At 69.8% G+C, this 17,070-nt stretch carries 22 protein-coding genes; 11 read left to right on the top strand and 11 right to left on the bottom strand.

Annotation, left to right across the window (positions count from 1 at the left end; translation table 11 throughout):
• Positions 1–53: 53 nt before the first annotated feature.
• Positions 54–434 carry a PPOX class F420-dependent oxidoreductase gene (locus ACQP1K_RS04120; RefSeq protein WP_433499536.1) on the bottom strand — a complete coding sequence of 127 codons (381 nt, stop codon included), beginning with the start codon at positions 432–434 and terminating at the stop codon, positions 54–56.
• Between the two features lie 208 nt (positions 435–642).
• Here ACQP1K_RS04120 and ACQP1K_RS04115 point away from each other — a divergent pair, with 208 nt between their 5' ends.
• Entirely contained in the window at positions 643–2,193 is a 1,551-nt protein-coding gene (locus ACQP1K_RS04115) for a DUF2637 domain-containing protein (RefSeq protein ID WP_433499535.1), read from the top strand.
• A 239-nt stretch (positions 2,194–2,432) separates the two neighbouring features.
• Here ACQP1K_RS04115 and ACQP1K_RS04110 read toward each other — a convergent pair whose 3' ends face one another.
• The 3 genes from ACQP1K_RS04110 to ACQP1K_RS04100 form a co-directional block, all read right to left on the bottom strand.
• The gene (locus tag ACQP1K_RS04110; RefSeq protein ID WP_433499534.1) at positions 2,433–2,702 is read right to left on the bottom strand and encodes a GlsB/YeaQ/YmgE family stress response membrane protein; all 270 of its coding nucleotides are present in this window, start codon (positions 2,700–2,702) and stop codon (positions 2,433–2,435) included.
• A gap of 220 nt (positions 2,703–2,922) precedes the next feature.
• The gene (ispF, locus tag ACQP1K_RS04105) at positions 2,923–3,393 is read right to left on the bottom strand and encodes a 2-C-methyl-D-erythritol 2,4-cyclodiphosphate synthase (RefSeq protein ID WP_433499533.1); all 471 of its coding nucleotides are present in this window, start codon (positions 3,391–3,393) and stop codon (positions 2,923–2,925) included.
• Positions 3,394–3,395: 2 nt separating this feature from the next.
• Positions 3,396–3,878, bottom strand: coding sequence for a CarD family transcriptional regulator (locus tag ACQP1K_RS04100; protein ID WP_030510364.1), 483 nt, complete (start codon positions 3,876–3,878; stop codon positions 3,396–3,398).
• Between the two features lie 261 nt (positions 3,879–4,139).
• Here ACQP1K_RS04100 and ACQP1K_RS04095 point away from each other — a divergent pair, with 261 nt between their 5' ends.
• Positions 4,140–4,790 (top strand): copper chaperone PCu(A)C, encoded by a 651-nt coding sequence (locus ACQP1K_RS04095; protein WP_433499532.1) that lies wholly within the window; start codon positions 4,140–4,142, stop codon positions 4,788–4,790.
• An 18-nt stretch (positions 4,791–4,808) separates the two neighbouring features.
• On the opposite strand, the gene ACQP1K_RS04090 is transcribed toward ACQP1K_RS04095, so the two are convergent.
• Together ACQP1K_RS04090 and ACQP1K_RS04085 are read right to left on the bottom strand one after the other, a co-directional pair.
• The gene (locus tag ACQP1K_RS04090; RefSeq protein ID WP_433499531.1) at positions 4,809–5,498 is read right to left on the bottom strand and encodes a response regulator; all 690 of its coding nucleotides are present in this window, start codon (positions 5,496–5,498) and stop codon (positions 4,809–4,811) included.
• Positions 5,495–6,664 carry a sensor histidine kinase gene (locus ACQP1K_RS04085; RefSeq protein ID WP_433501480.1) on the bottom strand — a complete coding sequence of 390 codons (1,170 nt, stop codon included), beginning with the start codon at positions 6,662–6,664 and terminating at the stop codon, positions 5,495–5,497. Before ACQP1K_RS04085 ends, ACQP1K_RS04090 begins: the two co-directional genes overlap by 4 nt.
• A gap of 152 nt (positions 6,665–6,816) precedes the next feature.
• On the opposite strand from ACQP1K_RS04085, the gene phoU reads away from it, so the two are divergent.
• Positions 6,817–7,485, top strand: coding sequence for a phosphate signaling complex protein PhoU (gene phoU, locus ACQP1K_RS04080; protein WP_433499530.1), 669 nt, complete (start codon positions 6,817–6,819; stop codon positions 7,483–7,485).
• A gap of 247 nt (positions 7,486–7,732) precedes the next feature.
• Here phoU and ACQP1K_RS04075 read toward each other — a convergent pair whose 3' ends face one another.
• Genes ACQP1K_RS04075 through mshA form a run of 3 tightly spaced genes read right to left on the bottom strand, consistent with a single transcriptional unit; the run spans position 7,733 to position 10,321 of the window.
• Positions 7,733–8,476: a phosphoglyceromutase gene (locus tag ACQP1K_RS04075; RefSeq protein WP_433499529.1), complete on the bottom strand. Its 744-nt coding sequence runs from the start codon at positions 8,474–8,476 to the stop codon at positions 7,733–7,735.
• A 36-nt stretch (positions 8,477–8,512) separates the two neighbouring features.
• Complete coding sequence (locus tag ACQP1K_RS04070) at positions 8,513–9,028, bottom strand: YbjN domain-containing protein (RefSeq protein ID WP_433499528.1); 516 nt, start codon at positions 9,026–9,028, stop codon at positions 8,513–8,515.
• A 9-nt stretch (positions 9,029–9,037) separates the two neighbouring features.
• Entirely contained in the window at positions 9,038–10,321 is a 1,284-nt protein-coding gene (gene mshA, locus ACQP1K_RS04065; protein WP_433499527.1) for a D-inositol-3-phosphate glycosyltransferase, read from the bottom strand.
• 188 nt (positions 10,322–10,509) lie between these two features.
• On the opposite strand from mshA, the gene ACQP1K_RS04060 reads away from it, so the two are divergent.
• From ACQP1K_RS04060 to ACQP1K_RS04050, 3 genes are read left to right on the top strand one after another with little or no spacing between them, the layout of a single operon-like run.
• Positions 10,510–11,265: an SDR family NAD(P)-dependent oxidoreductase gene (locus tag ACQP1K_RS04060; protein WP_433499526.1), complete on the top strand. Its 756-nt coding sequence runs from the start codon at positions 10,510–10,512 to the stop codon at positions 11,263–11,265.
• Positions 11,262–12,185, top strand: a complete 924-nt coding sequence (locus ACQP1K_RS04055) for a class I SAM-dependent methyltransferase (RefSeq protein WP_433499525.1) — start codon at positions 11,262–11,264, stop codon at positions 12,183–12,185. Before ACQP1K_RS04060 ends, ACQP1K_RS04055 begins: the two co-directional genes overlap by 4 nt.
• On the top strand, positions 12,113–12,646 hold the full coding sequence (locus ACQP1K_RS04050) for an N-acetyltransferase family protein (RefSeq protein WP_433499524.1): 534 nt from the start codon (positions 12,113–12,115) through the stop codon (positions 12,644–12,646). Before ACQP1K_RS04055 ends, ACQP1K_RS04050 begins: the two co-directional genes overlap by 73 nt.
• Positions 12,647–12,654: 8 nt before the next feature.
• On the opposite strand, the gene ACQP1K_RS04045 is transcribed toward ACQP1K_RS04050, so the two are convergent.
• Entirely contained in the window at positions 12,655–13,179 is a 525-nt protein-coding gene (locus tag ACQP1K_RS04045) for an O-acetyl-ADP-ribose deacetylase (RefSeq protein ID WP_433499523.1), read from the bottom strand.
• A gap of 51 nt (positions 13,180–13,230) precedes the next feature.
• Between ACQP1K_RS04045 and ACQP1K_RS04040 the strand changes: the two genes are divergently transcribed.
• The 5 genes from ACQP1K_RS04040 (at position 13,231) to ACQP1K_RS04020 (ending at position 16,017) form a co-directional block, all read left to right on the top strand.
• Positions 13,231–13,587: a BlaI/MecI/CopY family transcriptional regulator gene (locus tag ACQP1K_RS04040; protein WP_433499522.1), complete on the top strand. Its 357-nt coding sequence runs from the start codon at positions 13,231–13,233 to the stop codon at positions 13,585–13,587.
• A complete protein-coding gene (locus ACQP1K_RS04035; protein ID WP_433499521.1) occupies positions 13,584–14,534 on the top strand; it encodes a M56 family metallopeptidase in 951 nt (316 codons plus the stop codon). Before ACQP1K_RS04040 ends, ACQP1K_RS04035 begins: the two co-directional genes overlap by 4 nt.
• A gap of 68 nt (positions 14,535–14,602) precedes the next feature.
• Entirely contained in the window at positions 14,603–15,037 is a 435-nt protein-coding gene (locus ACQP1K_RS04030) for a helix-turn-helix domain-containing protein (RefSeq protein ID WP_433499520.1), read from the top strand.
• A 3-nt stretch (positions 15,038–15,040) separates the two neighbouring features.
• Complete coding sequence (locus tag ACQP1K_RS04025; protein WP_433499519.1) at positions 15,041–15,424, top strand: hypothetical protein; 384 nt, start codon at positions 15,041–15,043, stop codon at positions 15,422–15,424.
• Positions 15,425–15,681: 257 nt separating this feature from the next.
• Positions 15,682–16,017: a DUF2516 family protein gene (locus ACQP1K_RS04020; protein ID WP_433499518.1), complete on the top strand. Its 336-nt coding sequence runs from the start codon at positions 15,682–15,684 to the stop codon at positions 16,015–16,017.
• A gap of 18 nt (positions 16,018–16,035) precedes the next feature.
• Here the strand turns inward: ACQP1K_RS04020 and ACQP1K_RS04015 are convergent, their stop codons facing one another.
• Positions 16,036–17,007 carry a magnesium transporter CorA family protein gene (locus tag ACQP1K_RS04015; RefSeq protein ID WP_433499517.1) on the bottom strand — a complete coding sequence of 324 codons (972 nt, stop codon included), beginning with the start codon at positions 17,005–17,007 and terminating at the stop codon, positions 16,036–16,038.
• Positions 17,008–17,070: the final 63 nt, after the last annotated feature.

Below are 17,070 nucleotides of genomic sequence, written 5' to 3'. Positions count from 1 at the left end.
ACCGTACGGCATGCACTTGTGCCCCGTAAGTCCCGTCAATCGCGCGAACCGACTCAGCGGGAGAATGTCTTGTCCGGAGTGATGCGGACGATGACGCGCTCGCCGTCCGGATCGGCCTCCACCCAGTCCTGGCCCGTGTACTTGCGGGAGAGCTCCTGGATCAGCTCACCCGTCTTGTCGTCGGCGAGCGTGGCCGTACCGCGGACCTCGGCGTACCGGTAGGGGTTGGCCGCGTCGATCACCACGATCGACACCCGGGGATCGCGGACGATGTTCCGGTGCTTGCGGCGGCCCTTCAACGTCGAGAACAGTACGTCGTCGCCGTTGGTCTTGACCCAGACCACCGACGCCTGGGGGCTTCCGTCGGGGTTGAGGCTCGCGATGGTGGCGAAGTTCGCCCCATCGAAGAGATCACGCGCACTGTCCGGCAGCATCGGATCCTCCTGTCCGTTTGAAGAACATCCCTACAACGAGCGCCCGGCGCTCGTCCACCCAGATGATTCCAGAGCGGCGGCGTTTCACACCGCATCGGTCGCACCGGCCCTCTCCCCGCTACGCGGCCGTACGCTCCGATCCGCCGCCGGCCCCGACGCTCTGCGGCGAACCTCGCCCGCCCTGCGGCTTCTGTAGGCTCGAAAAGCCATGAACGCGACTCCCCCCGCTCAACGACACCGTGGCGCCGACTCCCGAGGGCACGGTGTCGCCAGCACTTCAGAACGCCGCACAGCGGCCGCGGGAACCCGCGCCGTCACGCGTTCCGCCTCCCGTCCGTCCCGATCCGTCGACGCTCCGCTCGCGCTGCGCCGTACGGCCATCGGCCTGGCGGCTCTCGCCCTCGCCCTGCTGGCCGGGGCGGCCTGCGCGCTTTCTTTCGAGGACCTGCGTCGACTGGCCCTCGCCGGAAACGCGGATCCACAACTCGCCTATCTTTATCCGGCGGCGTTCGACATCCTGCTGATCGTCGCGCTGGTATGCGTTCCCCTGCTGCGCGGTGTACGACTCCTGGTCCGGCTGCAGGCCGGTTTCATCCTGGTCCTCCTACTGGCCACCGCAGCGGCGACGGCCGCGGCGACCGCCGCCGGCACGACCTTCGAACCGAGACCGGCCGCCATCGTCGTGGCGCTGTTCCCCTGGGTGATGCTCGTCTTCGGACTCTGGCTTCTGCTGCTCCTGCTCAAGCACGCGCGGACGAACCGGGCCGACCTGGACGAGGACGAGGACGAGGACGAGGACACCGCCGAGGACGGGCACGCCGAGGATTTCCTGCCGTTCGACAGCGATCACAGGGCCGCCCGGCCGGGTGCGGCTCGCTCCGTCACCGAGCCCCGGCCTGCTGCCACCGGCCCGTCCACCGTGGCCGCCTTAGCCGCCGCGCCGACCGCATCGCCGGCCGCGTCGCCGGCTCCCGCCGGCCACGGCGAGACGGACGCGGACGCTCACGTCACGACCGGCTCGACGCCTGCGGCCCGGCCGCCTGCCGACCCGGCCCCGGACACTCGCGACCCCGCCGAGGCCCACGACGACATCCCGGCCGCTGAGGCCGAGAACGCAGCCTCCGGGGGAACAGACATCGAGGGCACAGACACCGGGAATACCGACGCAGGGGACTCTGACACAGGAGGCTCTGACACAGAGGCTCCGGCCACGACCCCGGCTTCGGCCGAGCCGCCGCCGACCGCCGCCCTTCCGCCGCGACCGGAGCCGGCTCCGCCGGCGGATGCACGGCCCGATCGCCCCCTCCGCTGGGGTGACCTGGTCCGTCCGCACACCGGCGACGTGCTCGTCCATCCCAGACGCAGGGACACCGGCGAGTCTCCCGCCGAGTCCGGGTCAGAGCACACCCCCGTGGCCGGCACCGAGGCCGCCACCACGGAGCCGACGTCGGGGGACACGCCTGCGCCCGGTCCGCTGGCGGCCCCGGTGCCCGGTCACACGTCCGTCCCGGAAACGGCGGCGGTGGCGGACGCTCCGGCGGACGAGTCCGGGGTCGACACGCAACCGCTCCGGCACATCACCGGCGTCCCCGATCCCGCCCACGACAGGGAGGCCGCGGCACCGGAGGAGCGATCCGCCGACGACGACACCCACGACACGACCGCGACCGAGGACGGGACCGGCCGCGACGAGCACGATGACGTGCCGCTGGCGCCGCCGTCCGGACGCATGCGCAGCACCCCGCTTCCGCCGAAGTAGCGAAGCTCCCGAGAAAGACCGCGACGGCTCCCGTCCCCCTCCAGAAACGTGCGAAGGCCCGCCCGGTCGTCGAAACGACCGGGCGGGCCTTCGCATGTTCGTGTCACCGCGCCACCGACTCCGCCGTGCGCGACGGACGTCCATCGCACTCCGGCGAAGCGCTGCGCACACGCCTGCCTTGCGGGCTACGCCCGCGGCCGCGGGCCACCCCCTACACCCCTGAAGCCGGGGGACTGTCCCTAGGCGCGGGATCGGCCGCGGATGCCGGCCACGATCGAGACGCCGATGACCGCCAGCACCACCTGCATGACCAGTTCGATCCAGTCGATGCCTGGCGTGGTCGCCACACCCATCACCTGGGCGATAGCGGTTCCGATCAGCGCTGCGACGATGCCGACCACGATCGTCAGAATCCAGCCGATCGGCTGCCGGCCCGGTAGGAAGAGACGCCCGAGAGCACCGATGATCGCACCGATGATGATGGCGCCGAAAATCGTACCGATTGTCATATCGACCTCCCCTTGAGGGTGACCCTTTCACTCTCGAAGGGAGGGATACCCCATGTCCGGAAAATATGCGTCCAGCAAACGAAAAAGAGGGGCGCGGCTTGTTTCCGCGGCACGCTTCCACGGGCGTTCACAACGCCCGCCCCGGGCGCTCTCCAGGGCTGTCCTGGCCTCATCCGCATCGCCCCTGACGCCTTCGCCCGCCGTACGGTGACCGACCGGCTCACTTGAGGACGATGGCGGTCGCGATCGCCGCGATGCCCTCGCCCCGGCCGGTGAGGCCAAGGCCGTCGGTGGTGGTGGCGCTGACGCTCACCGGCGCGCCGACGGCGGCCCCCAGCGCCTTCTCGGCCTCCGTACGGCGCGGGGCGAGCTTGGGGCGGTTCCCGATGATCTGGACCGCCACGTTGCCGATCTCGAAACCGGCCACCCGCACCTGTCGTACGGTCTCCTCGAGCAGGGCGACGCCGGACGCGCCGGCCCAGCGCGGGTCGGCGGTGCCGAACAGCCCGCCGAGGTCTCCGAGCCCCGCGGCCGACAGCAGCGCGTCGCAGCACGCGTGGGCCGCCGCGTCGCCGTCCGAGTGCCCGGCGAGCCCGGTCTCGCCCGGCCAGTGCAGCCCTGCGAGGTAGAGCTCCCTACCCGATGCGAAAGGGTGGACGTCGACTCCGACGCCCACCCTCGGCAATGTCATGTTCAGGAGTTCAGCACCTCGTCGAGGAGAGCCTCCGCCTTGTCCTCGTTGGTCTTCTCCGCGAGAGCGAGCTCACTGACGAGGATCTGCCGCGCCTTGGCCAGCATCCGCTTCTCACCGGCGGACAGGCCACGCTCCTTGTCCCGGCGCCACAGGTCCCGGACGACCTCGGCCACCTTGTTGACGTCGCCCGACGCCAGCTTCTCGAGGTTGGCCTTGTAGCGGCGAGACCAGTTGGTGGGCTCCTCCGTGTGCGGCATGCGCAGCACGTCGAAAACGCGCTCGAGTCCCTCTTGACCGACGACGTCGCGCACACCGACGAGCTCGGCATTTTCCGCTGGCACCTGGACGGTAAGGTCGCCCTTGTCGACCTTCAGTACCAAATAGGTCTTTTCCTCACCCTTGATGGTTCGGGTCGTGATGGCCTCGATCCGAGCAGCCCCATGGTGGGGGTAGACGACAGTGTCGCCGACCTGGAAAGTCATGTGACGAGTACCCCTTCCGCTGTACTCCAGGATACCACGCGGTTACCGCCTCCCGGAACAGTGAAAGGAACATAACTGCAGGTCAAAGCCTCGTTTTAGGACTTGACAAGCCGTCGACTCTGTGAATGGGCATTTCCGACATACGGGATGACCTGCGCTGGCGCGGGTTTCCGTCACCCGGGAGTCGCCGTCGAACCGGTCAGCGGCGCGGATAAGGTGATTGCTGCCCCATACACGCCCGTACCAAGGAGACCTCGAACCGTGACCAGCAGCAGCCGCCGCAGGGTGATCGCCGTTGCCGCGCTCCTCGCCGCCATCCCTGCACTGGCCGCGTGTGGCGCCGGTTGGGGCGCCAACACCAACATGCCCTACGCGCCCACCGAAGCGGGCGTACTCATCGAGAACACCGGCTCGGGCATGAGCTACGGCAAGAACGGCGTCATGGTCAGCCAGGCGTTCGTCCTCGGCCCGGACCCGGGTCAGCAGATCGCCGCCGGAGGCTCCGCGCCGGTTCACCTCACGTTCGTCAGCCACAACGAGGGTCCCGACTCCCTCACCGCGATCACCGCGGACGAGCAGCAGGCCGTCCGCGTCAACGTCCCCAACCCGATCGACGTGCAGCCGGGCACCCTGGTCAAGACACCCGGCGTCACCGTCGAGGGGCTCGTCCAGCCACTGCGCGGCGGCGAGACCCTGCAGCTCACCCTGCAGTTCAAGAACGCCGGGGCCATCGCGCTCAACGTGCCGGTGATCACCAGGAGCCGCGAGTTCGCCTCGCTTCCGCCCGCCCCTCAGCCGTCCGCCTCGCCGTCCGAGACGCCGACGCCGGACGAGACCACGGCACCGTCCGACACGCCGAGCCCTGACACCACGCCGGAGACATCAGACCAGGACTCCAGCGAGCAGACCTGAGATGACCGGCACCGGGAGTCAGTCCTCGATCAGGTCGAACTTGTAGCCGAGACCGCGGACGGTGAGAATGCAGCGGGGATTGGCAGGGTCCTCCTCGACCTTCGCGCGCAGGCGTTTCACGTGGACGTCCAAGGTCTTGGTGTCGCCCACGTAGTCGGCGCCCCAGACCCGGTCGATGAGCTGGCCACGGGTCAGCACCCGCCCGACGTTGCGCAGCAGCACCTCGAGCAGTTCGAACTCCTTGAGCGGAAGCTGCACCTGCCGCCCGCGCACGGCCACGACGTGCCGGTCCACGTCCATGCGTACGGGCCCGGCGGCGAGCACCGCCGACTGCGGCTCCTCGATGTCGCCGCGTCGCCGCAGCACAGCGCGGATGCGAGCCACCAGTTCCCTGGACGAGAACGGTTTGGTGACGTAGTCGTCGGCCCCGAGCTCCAGGCCCACCACCTTGTCGATCTCGCTGTCCTTCGCGGTCAGCATGATCACCGGGACGTTCGACCGCTGCCGCAGTGCCCGGCACACCTCGGTCCCGGGCAGGCCGGGCAGCATCAGGTCGAGCAGGACGATGTCGGCCCCGGAACGGTCGAAGGCCTCCAGCGCGTCCGGGCCGGTCGCCGCCACGGCGACCTCGAACCCTTCCTTCCTGAGCATGTACGACAGAGCGTCGGAGAACGACTCCTCGTCCTCCACGACGAGAACACGCGTCACTTGGCGGCCTCCAGGGGGGTGATCGTACGTCGAGGGGCGGTCGCCGTACTCGGTGAATCGGCCGCCTGACCGTCCTCGAAAGCGGGCAGGCGGAGGGTGAAGGTCGATCCGGAGCCCTCCTTGCTCCACACGCTGACCTCGCCGCCGTGCGCGACGGCCACATGCTTGACGATCGCGAGCCCGAGTCCGGTCCCGCCGGTGGCCCTGGACCGGGCGGGGTCGGCCCGGAAGAAGCGTTCGAAGATGCGCTCCTGAGCGGACTCCGAGATGCCGATACCCTGGTCGCTCACGCTCACCTCGATCGCACCCCGCATCTCCCGCACGCTCACCACCACACGGGTGTGCTCCGGGCTGTAGGCGATGGCGTTGTCGATCAGGTTGCGCAGGGCGGTGACCAGAAGCTCGTCGTCGCCCCAGGCCACCAGATCCTCGGCGCCGCCCGTCACCAGCGTGATGTCCTTGGCCGATGCCTTGGTGTTGCAACGGTCGACGGCGTCGTGGACGGCCTCGTCGATCCGTACCGGTCCGGGAGCCGGGACGGGCTCGCCGCCCTGGATCCGGGAGAGCGTGATCAGGTCTTGGACGAGGTAGGTCAGGCGGGCCGCCTCGTGCTGCATCCGGCCGGCGAAGCGCTTCACGGCCTCCGGCTCTTCCGCCGCGCCCTGAATGGTCTCGGCGAGCAGGCTCAGCGCGCCGACCGGGGTCTTCAGCTCGTGGCTCACGTTGGCCACGAAGTCCCGGCGTACGGCCTCGACCCGCTGCCGCTCGGTCTGGTCCTCAGCGAGGACGAGCACCAGGCCGTGCGCGCCCAACGGGGCGACCCGTACGGCGAACGTCGTCGACTCCTGCCCGAATTTGTGGCCGACCGTCTCGATCTCGCTCTCGCGGATCTCGCCGTCCCTGCGCACCTTCCTGGCCAGCGCGAGCAGTTCCGCCGCCATGAGCGAGTCTCCGTGCACCAGGCCGAAGGCCCGTGCCGCCGAGCTCGCGCGCAGCACACGGTCCTCCCGGTCCAGGACGACGGCCGAGGACGGCAGCACGGCGAGGACCGACGCGACGCCGGGCGGCAGCGCATCGGCGGGCCGTGCGGACGTTCCGGGCGTCTCGGTGTTCGCCTGCCGGCGGATCGCGAGCATCACGACCGAGCCGGCGACGAATCCGCCCATCGCCGCGAGGCTCGCCAGCAACTCGTTCACGTTAAGAATGCTAGGCGGCGATTCCAGCCCTTCGCCCTGCCGTACCAGGTATGACCAGGACTTTCCAGCAAAGTTCACCCAACGGTCGGTATTCGTTCATGGGCACCCGATTGGCTGATCGCATGCGCGACGCCTACCACGAAGAGCTGGAAGCCCTCACCGGCCGTCTGGTGGAGATGACCCGTCTGGTCCGTACGGCCATGTCACAGGCCACCACGGCGCTCCTGGACGCCGATCTGGAGCTGGCCGAGACCGTCATCGCCCAGGACGACGGGGTCGACCTGCTGCATGCCGAGATCGAGACCTCGATTTACGAGCTGATGGCCACCCAGCAGCCCGTCGCCGTCGACCTGCGCACGATCGTGACCTCGCTGCAGATGGCGGCGGACCTGGAGCGGATGGGCGATCATGCCGGGCACATCGCCAAGATCGCGCGGATGCGCCACCCCGAGTCCGCGATCCCGCCGGGGCTGCGCGGCACGATCGTCGAGATGGGCTCCATCGCGGAGAACCTGATCACCAAGGCCGCCGACTGCGTGGTGTCGCGAGACATCCGGCTCGCGCGGGAACTGGAGAAGGACGACGACGACATGGACCGGCTGCACCGGCGGCTGTTCCGCGTCCTGCTCGCCAAGGACTGGGACCACGGCATCGAGACCGCGATCGACATCACCCTGGCCGGCCGCTACTACGAGCGCTATGCCGACCATGCCGTACGGGTCGCCCGCGACGTGGTCTATCTGGTCACCGGCGGCCGGGACATGGACGCGGCCACGACCCACCTCCCGTGATCTTGCGAATTCTCGCAGTCTCACCCACCGACCTGCGCGATCACGGTCCGTGATCTTGCAGAAACTCGCAGACTTGGCCGCCGACCTGGCCGAACACCCTCCGTGATCTTGCAGTGCAAGATCACGGAGGGGGAAGTCGCAGCTCAGCCATGCCACATGCGAGTTTCTGCAAGATCACGAACGAAGGTCGCGCAGGTCAGTGACCACCCTTGCGAGTATTCGCAAGATCACGCCCTGAGGGGGTGGGTTACTTCTTGCCCTGGTTGGCGACCGCCTCGATGGCGGCGGCAGCGGCCTCGGGGTCGAGGTACTCGCCCTTGCCGACGGGGCGGAAGTCGGCGTCCAGCTCGTAGCGCAGCGGGATGCCGGTCGGGATGTTCAACCCCGCGATCTCCGCGTCGCCGATGCCCTCCAGGTGCTTGACGAGCGCGCGCAGCGAGTTGCCGTGCGCCACCACGAGCACGGAACGGCCGGCCGCGAGGTCGGGCACGATCTCGTCGTACCAGTACGGCAGCATGCGCTCCACGACGTCCTTGAGGCACTCGGTCCTGGGCAGCAGCTCCGGCGGCAGTGTGCCGTACCGGCGGTCGCCGAACTGGGAGTACTCGTCGTCGTCGGCGATCGGCGGCGGCGGGACGTCATAGGAACGGCGCCACAGCATGAACTGTTCCTCGCCGAACTCGGCGCGGGTCTGTGCCTTGTCCTTGCCCTGCAGCGCGCCGTAGTGCCGCTCGTTCAGCCGCCAGGAACGGCGTACCGGCAGCCACAGCAGGTCGGCCGCCTCGAGGGCGAGGTTCGCCGTCTTGATCGCCCGGGTGAGCACCGAGGTGTGCACCACGTCCGGGCGGATGCCCGCCTCGTCGAGGAGCCGCCCGCCCCGCCGTGCCTCCTCCTCACCGGTCGGCGAGAGTGTGACGTCCACCCAGCCGGTGAACAGACCCTTGAGATTCCATTCGCTCTCGCCATGCCGCAGCAGCACCAAAGTCGCCATGCGGCCAATCCTACTTTCACCCCGTCGGCTCGCGTGTCAGGAGTCGATCACCCGGGCGAAGGGCCGGAGATTGGCCAGCGACTCGCCCCGCTTGACCCGCCACTCCCACTCCCGCCGGATCGAGGAGGCGAAGCCGAGCTCGAGCGCGCGGTCGAACGACTCGTCGGAGTAGGTCAGTACGCAGCCGAGAATTCGGTCGATCTCCTCCTCCGTCACAGCGCCGAGCGGCAGCCTGCCCACCAGGTGCACGTCTCCGACCGGGTCGACGGCGAAGTGCACGCCGTACATCGAGCCGTTCTTGAGCAGCAGCCACCGGTAGAACTCGGCGTGGTTCTCGTCCGGCTGCCGGCAGAAGAACGCCTCGATACTGAGCGCCTGATCCCCGACGATGAGCCAGGTCAGCGTGGCGAGCTTGTGCCGGCCCGGCAGCGTGACCAGGAACGCCCCTGGCCGGGGCCGCTCGTACGACAGCTCGGCCGACCGCAGCGCGGCCTCGATGACGTTCTCGGGGTCCGCGCCGGCGGAGTCGCGGCCGTCCTGGTCCGGTCTCATGACCCCAGCCTACGAGCTGACCGCGACGGGCATCCGGTGGAGCTGGGCCAGCGCGCCCGCGTAAACGTCCACCAGCCGGGCCGCGGTGGCCGACCAGCCGAAGGCCGTCGCGTGCCGTACGGCGTTGGCGGACAGCTCGCCGAGCAGCGACGGGCGCTGCGTGAGGCGGCCGAGCACCCGGGCCCAGTCGCCGGGGTCGTGGGTGTCGACGAGCACGCCGGAGACGCCGTCCTTGACGGCCGTTCGCAGTCCGCCAACGGAGGCGGCGGCCACCGGGGTGCCGCATGCCTGGGACTCCAGCGCGACGAGGCCGAACGACTCGTTGTGGGAGGGCACCACCGTCACGTCGGCCGCCCGATACCAGTCGGCCAGCTCCTCCTGCGGGGCCGGCGGCGCGAGCCGTACGACATCGAGGATGCCCAGCCTGACGGCGAGGTCGGCGAGCAGCGACGGACGGGCCAGGCCGTTGCCGCTGGGGCCGCCGACGCAGGCCACGACCAGCCTCGAGCGCAGCTCCGGGTTCTCGATGAGCATGCGCGCGGCGGCCTTGAGCAGGATGTCCGGCGCCTTCAGCGGCTGTATGCGGCCGACGAACAGCAGTATGTGCGCGTCCTGCGGCAGGCCGAGGCGGCGACGCGCCGCGCTCTTCGAGCCCGGCCGGAAGACGGTGAGGTTGACGCCCGGGTTCACGACCGCCACCCGCTCGCGGGCGGCGCCGTAGAGCTCGATGAGCTCCCCGGCCTCGGCCTCGGTGTTGGCCACGAGACGGTCGGCGACCTCGACGACCTGCTCCTCGCCGAGCACCCGCATCTTCGGCTCCGGCCGGTCGCCCTCGGCGAGCAGCAGGTTCTTCACCTTGGCCATCGTGTGCATCGTGTGCACGAGCGGCACTCCCCAGCGCTCCTTGGCGAGCCAGCCCACCTGCCCGGAAAGCCAGTAGTGGGAGTGGATGACGTCGTAGCGGCCCGGGTCGTACATCGCCTCGGTGCGCAGCACGCCCGACAGGAAGCCGCACAGCTGACCGGGCAGGTCGCCGCGGTCCAGCTCCTCGTACGGCCCGGCCGTGACGTGGCGTACCAGGACGCCCGGGACGATCTCGGTCACCGGCGGCAGATCGCGCGCCGTGCGCCGGGTGAAGATCTCCACCTCGATGCCGAGGGCCGCCAGGCGTTTGGCCACCTCGACGATGTAGACGTTCATTCCTCCCGCATCCCCCGTGCCCGGCTGGTCGAGCGGGGATGTGTGCACGCTGATCGTCGCGACACGGCTGATCCGACGCCGTCTGAGCGTCACCCGAACCACCTCCGAGAGGCTTACAACCCAAAAATTCTCCACAAACTTCCCGAGCGAACGTCCGCACCCGGCCGCCACATTCTCCTGAGAGGATGGTGATCCCGCTCCGGACGTGTCCCGCGACGCCGCCCGCGCGGGATACAGGTGGGTTCAGGTGGGTTCCGAGCGACGAGGGAAGGGCGATTGCGGTGACGGAGCGCAGGACCGCGGTGGTGACCGGCGCGAGCAGCGGGATCGGCGAGGCGACCGCGCGGCGGCTCGCCGCCGCGGGTTTCGATGTGGTGGCGGCGGCGCGGCGGCGGGACAGGCTGGACAAGCTGGCCGACGAGGTCCCCCACATCACCCCCGCCACGCTCGACGTGACCGCCCAGGAGTCCGTCGACGCCCTGGCCTCCGCGATCGAGCGCTGCGACGTGCTGGTGAACAACGCGGGCGGCGCGATCGGGCTGGAACCCGTCTCCGTGGGGCGGGTGGCCGACTGGCAGCGCATGTACGACGTGAACGTGCTCGGTTCGCTGCGGATGACCAGGGCGCTGCTGCCGAAGCTGATCGCCTCCGGCGACGGCGTGCTGGTGATGCTGACATCGGTCGCCGGGCTCGTCTCGTACGAGGGGGGCGGCGGCTACTGCGCCGCCAAGCACGCCCAGACGTCGATGACCGAGACGCTGCGCCTGGAGCTGTGCGGCGAGCCGGTGCGGGTCGTCGAGATCGCGCCCGGCATGGTCAAGACCGAGGAGTTCTCGCTGACGCGGTTCAACGGCGACGCCGAGCGTGCCGCGAAGGTCTACGAGGGCGTTCCCGGCCCGCTGACCGCCCTCGACATCGCCGACGTGATCACCTTCGCCGTCACGCGACCGCCGCACGTGAACATCGACCGGATGGTCATCCGGCCGCGGGCGCAGGCCGCCCAGCACAAGGTGCACCACGTCGCCTCGGGCACGTGAGGAGCCGGCCGATCGGGACGATCACCCGTGGGACCACCGGGCACAACCGGCTGCGGCGGTCCGACCGGTGGATCGCCGCCGTGCACGGTCCGCTGCTCCGATCGGCCGCGCGTACCCACGCCGTCCCGCCCGGACCGGCGGACGGCGGGGACGCGGCCACGCCCCTGGTGGTGGATCTCGGCTTCGGCGCCTCCCACATAACGACATACGAGCTTTTCGCCAGGCTGCGCCGGGTGTGCCCGACCGTACAGATCGTGGGCGTCGAGATCGATCCCGAGCGCGTCGCGGCGGCCAAGCCGTACGAACGGGAGGGGCTGTCGTTCGTACGCGGCGGCTTCGAGCTGCCGGTGGCCCGCCGGCCGCTGATCGTACGCGCGTTCAACGTGCTCAGGCAGTACGGCGAGGCCGACGCCTGGGCGCACTGGGATGTGCTGCGCGCCGGCCTCCACCCGTCCGGGGTGATCGTGGAGGGCACCTGCTCCGAGATCGGACACCGGGCGGTGTGGGTGACGCTCGGCGCCGAGGGCCCACGCACCCTGACCTTCGCGGCCCGGTTCACCGGCTTCGTACGCCCCTCCGAGTTGGCGGAACGGCTGCCCAAGACGCTCATCCACCGCAACGTGCCGGGCGAGCGGGTGCACGCCTTCCTCACCGCCTGGGACCGGGCCTGGGCCGCCTGCGCGCCCTTCGGGGCGTACGGCTCGCGCCAGCGCTGGATCAGGGCCGCCGAACTGCTGGCCCGGGACTGGCCGGTGGCGACGGCGCCGCCCACCGGGGGTCCCTCCCGGTGGCGGCTCGGCGAGATCACCCTGCCTTGGAGCGCGGTCGCCCCTGATAGCGTCGGCGCATGCGTTTCGTCCTCGGCCCCGAGATCACGCCCGAACTCTTCGAGGACCTCCTCAGCTGCTGGGTCGATGTGACGAACGCCGGCGGCGCCGTCGGATTCGTGCCGCCGGTGACCGCCGACGACATCAGGGCCACGGCCGAGAAGACGTTCGCCCGCACCGCCGGCTCAGCGGCCCCCGACACGGTGCTGGTCGGGTTCGACGACGATGACGACGGCCGCGCGGCATGCTGGCTGATCCTCGCCGACAGCGAGTCGGGCCTGCGCGCGCACTGGCGGTGGCTGGTGCGCGTCATGGTCCACCCCAAGCACCAGGGCAAGGGGTACGGCAGGGCCCTCTTGCTGGCCGCCGACGACGCCGCCCGATCGCTCGGGCTCGACGCGCTGCAGCTGACCTGCCGGGGCGGCACCGGGGTGGACGCGTTCTACGCGAGCGTCGGCTATCGCGAGGTCGGCCGGGTGCCGCGGTCGATCCGCGTCTCGCCCGGTGACGACCGCGACGAGATCTACATGCTGAAGTGGCTCCGAGATGGTTAACCGAATACTTACCTCGATTCCGCCAAGATTTCCTCGAACACGGCATAAGCTGCGGAGTCGAACAGTACGAACCGCGCCTCGGCGACGGACGACCCGGCCGGCCAGGCCTGCCGTACCGTCGACAGGGCGATGCGAGCCGCGTCGCGCATCGGCCATCGGTAGACCCCCGCGGAGATCGCGGGGAACGCCACTGTGACGGCGCCCAGCGACGCGGCCACGACCAGCGACTCCCGGTAGCAGGAGGCGAGCAGATGCGACCTGTCCTCGCCACGCGAGTAAACGGGCCCCACGGTGTGGATCACCCACCGGGCCTGAAGCGCCCCCGCCGTGGTGGCCACGGCCTGACCGGTCGGCAGGCCGTCCGGATAGCGGGACGCGCGCAGTTCCCGGCACTCCGCCAGGATCTCGGGACCTCCGCGCCGATGGATCGCCCCGTCCACGCCTCCGCCGCCCATCAGGGAGGAGTTGGCCGCGTTGACGATCGCGTCCACCCGCTGATCGGTGATATCGCCCTGGACGAGCGAGATGTTCATGACTCCCACCTCTCTACAGCACGTAGTACTACTCCGGGTAGCCTTGATGGTGTGAAGGGACTCGGCGAGCTTGAACGCACCATCATGGACATTCTGTGGGCACAGAACACCCCGTTGACGGCCCGTGAGGTCGGGCGCCTCATAGAAGACCGCGATCTGGCGCCCACCACTGTGATGACCGTGCTCGACCGGCTCTCTCGCAAGGGCTTCCTCAACCGCACGAGGGACGGCCGGGCCTGGCGTTACCAGCCCGCGGCGAGCCGGGACGCCTACGTCGCCGAGCTCATGCTCGAAGCCCTCGACCTGACCGGCGACCGCGACGCCGCGCTGACGCGCTTCGCGCAGGCGGTGTCGGGCTCGGAGGCGGAGATCCTGCGAAGAGCCCTGATGGAGCTGGAGGACAATTGATCGCGGCGGCCGTCCTCGCGGCACTCGCCGCCGCCTGTGTCCTGGCGGCGGAGGGGCTCACCCACGCCAAGTGGGCCTGGCACGCGCCACGCACCGCCATCCTGCTGTGGCAGTCGGTCGGCGTCACCTGGGGACTCGCCACCACCGGCGCGCTGCTCGCCTACGCCCTGGAGCCGTACGGCAGGGGCGTGGTCCACGGCCTCGCGAGCCTGCTCACGGGCTTCGGCTACGGCGTGGGCGATCCGCGGGACATGGTCAGGCTGCTCGCCCTCGCGGCCGGGCTGATGCTTCTGGCCCTCCTCGTGGCGCTGCCGCTGGTCGCCGGAGCGCGTACGCTGCGTGCCCGGCGCCGGCACCGCGAGCTGCTCTCGCTGATCGCCCGCGACGAGCCCGCCGTGCCGGGTGTCCGCGTCGTGGACTTCCCGGGCGCCGCCGCCTACTGCCTGCCCGGGCTGAGGTCACAGGTCGTGATCAGCAACGGGACCCTGCGGCTGCTGTCCCCCGACGAGCTCGACGCCGTGCTGGCCCACGAGAGCGCGCACGTGCGCGAGCGGCATGACCTCGTGCTGCTGCCGTTCGCGGCGCTGCGCCGCGCGCTGCCGTGGTCGAAGCTCATCAGGGACGCGCAGCTGTCGGTCGAGTTGCTCATCGAGATGGCGGCGGACGACCGTGCCCGCCGGCGCTGCAGCCCGCGGCGGCTGGCCACGGCACTGCTGCGGTTCGGCGCAGCGAACACGCTGCCCGCTCCGGAGGGCGCGCTGGGCGCCCTCGGCGCACCGGGCGGGCTCGGGCTGCCCGGCGCGTCCGCCGGAGCGAACGTGATGGCCAGGGTGAACCGTCTGGTGCGGCCGGAGACCACGATCCCGGCCCCGCGCCGCTTCTTCATCCTGGTCGGCTCCGCCGTGCTGACGGCGTCGGCGCCGCTGCTGTGGCTGATTCCCGGCTGATTCTTGGGTGCTAGCTTAAGTTAATCGCTGGGTTTGCAATTGCAAGCACCAGGGGGCAGACTAGAGCCATGGAACTGCCCAGGGTCGGCTCGCTCGGCGAATACATCCGCCAGCAGCGGCAGCAGGCGAAGATCTCACTTCGCCAGCTCGCCGCACAGGCCGGCGTGTCCAATCCGTATCTGAGTCAGGTGGAGCGGGGGCTGCGCAAGCCGAGCGCCGAGATCCTGAACCAGATCGCCAAGGGCCTGCAGATCTCCGCACAGGCGCTCTACGTGCAGGCGGGCCTCATCGAGGACCGGCAGCAGGACAACGACGTGCTGGCCGCGATCCGGGCAGACGTCTCACTCACCGGGCGGCAACGCCAGGTGCTCGTCGATATCTACGAATCGTTCCGCAAGGAGAACCGGGTCGCATCCGCTCAGCCGCCGCAATCGGCTGAGCCTCTCGGGGACGACCCGGTTCCCTCGCGCGACGGCATCACACCGGAAGTAAAGGAAGGATAGCCCATGACTCTCGCGACGCAGGTCAAAAAGATCGCTGATTCCAAGCCGTTCTACGCGCTCACCGGCGTCGGCGACTTCGCCGTCGAGCGGGCGCGCGAGTACGCGTCGACCATGCAGGGCAAGGCCGAGACCGTGGCCAGGGACTTCCCTGAGAAGGCTCGGGAGTACGCCGACGCCGCCACCACCCGGTTCAACCGGATCTACGACGACCTCGCCATCCGCGGCCGGAGGGTCGTCAGCAAGGTGACCGGTGAGACCGCGCTGGAGCTCGAGGACGTCTCGGAGAGGGCCGAGCCCGCCGCGGCCAGGCCGGCTCCCTCCGCGCAGACCACCACCGCTCGCCGCCCGGCCGGTGGCACCCGCACGAAGACGACGACCCAGTCCTGAGTCAGCCGTCCACGGCACTCGGCGTCCGAAAAGAACGGGCCTGAGACCGGCGCCCCGGCAGGACCCGAGGCCCCACAGACCCGGATCCGCCCCAGGCGTGACATCGGCCCGCTTCCCGCGATCCGGGAGGCGGGCCGTTGGTTTCGCCGGTCACGGCCATGGTCTTCGATCGCACTCGCGACAGATGTCGCCGGAGGACATTAGTCTGGGGGGCGTCAAGCGACCATGACCGTCTGGGAGAGTCAATGTTCGGGCCGGTGACCAGCCTCCTGACCCTCATATTCTGGCTGCTCTCCATCGCGGCCTTCGGAATGTGCGCCTGGGCGCTCGTCCACGCGCTGCGCATCCCCACGCGGGCCTTCCCGGCGGCAGGAAAGCAGACCAAACCGCTCTGGCTCATCATCCTGGGCTTCGCGACGCTGTTCACCTTCGCCGCCGCGGTGAACTACTACGGAGCGGGGATGGGGCTGCCGAGTCTCCTGACCATCGCCTCGGTCATCGCCGCCGGCATCTATCTGGCCGACGTGAAGCCCGCGGTCAACGAGTACCGCGGCGGCGGCAGCAGTAGCCAGGGGCCGTACGGTCCCTGGTGATCAGCGGATGACACGCGATCAGAGCCAGTCGCGGGCGCGGAACACCCGGTAGAGCACCACCGACACGAAGACGATGGCCACCGTGGACGTCACGAACCCCCACGCCTCGCCGAATCCGGGGAACGGGATGTTCTGCCCGTAGAACCCGGTGATCATGGTGGGCACGGCGATGATGGCCGCCCAGCTCGTCACCCGCTTCATGATCAGGTTCATCCGGTTCCCCTGCATGGTCAGCTGCGCCTCCCGGACGTTGCCCAGGAGCTCGCGCAGCGACTCGGTCCATTCGGAGGCGCGCAGGACCTGGTCGTACACGTCCTGGAAGTACGGAGCCAGGGTTCCGTCACCGATCTCCCCGTTCCGGCGCAGAAGCGTGCTGACCACCTCCCGCATCGGCATGACGATCCGGCGCAGCGTGACCAGGCTCTTGCGCAGCTCGAACGTACGCCGCTGCTCGTCGGGGCCGTACGGCCGCCCGTCGAACACCGCCTCCTCGAGCACCTCGATCTGCTCGTCCATCGCCTCGACCGTGTCGAAGTGACTGTCCACCACATAGTCGAGCAGGCCGTGGATCAGGAAGGCCACTCCGTGCTCGGCGAGCCGGGGCGACTCGTCCCAGCGCCGGACGACCTCGTCGATGGCGAAGGCGTCGGAGGAGCGGACGGTGACCAGCGCGTGCGCGGTGATGAACGCGGCCGCGTCGGCGACCTTCAGCCGTCCCGACTCCGTGTCGAAGCGGGCGGCGTAGACGTTCAGGAACTTGTGGCTGCCGTAGACGTCGAGTTTCGGCCGCTGCTTGCGCTGGAGCGCGTCCTCGACCGCGAGTTCGTGGAGCCCCAGTTCCCCACTGATGACGCGCAGTTCGTCTTCCGTCGGCGCGTGCAGGTCCACCCACACGACGGCCGACGGATCCTCCAGGTGATCCGACACCTCGGCGACCGGGAAGCTCTCGGCCACCAGGACACCGTTCCGATACAGGCGCGTACGTGCCATGACCCAACAGCCTAGGTTGTGCTTCACCTGTCACATGCGGCATACCAGCGGCCCGGACGGCGC

The organism is Sphaerimonospora sp. CA-214678, assembly GCF_050942215.1.
Lineage (GTDB): Bacteria > Actinomycetota > Actinomycetes > Streptosporangiales > Streptosporangiaceae > Sphaerimonospora.
This window is presented reverse-complemented; position numbering and strand designations above follow the sequence as displayed.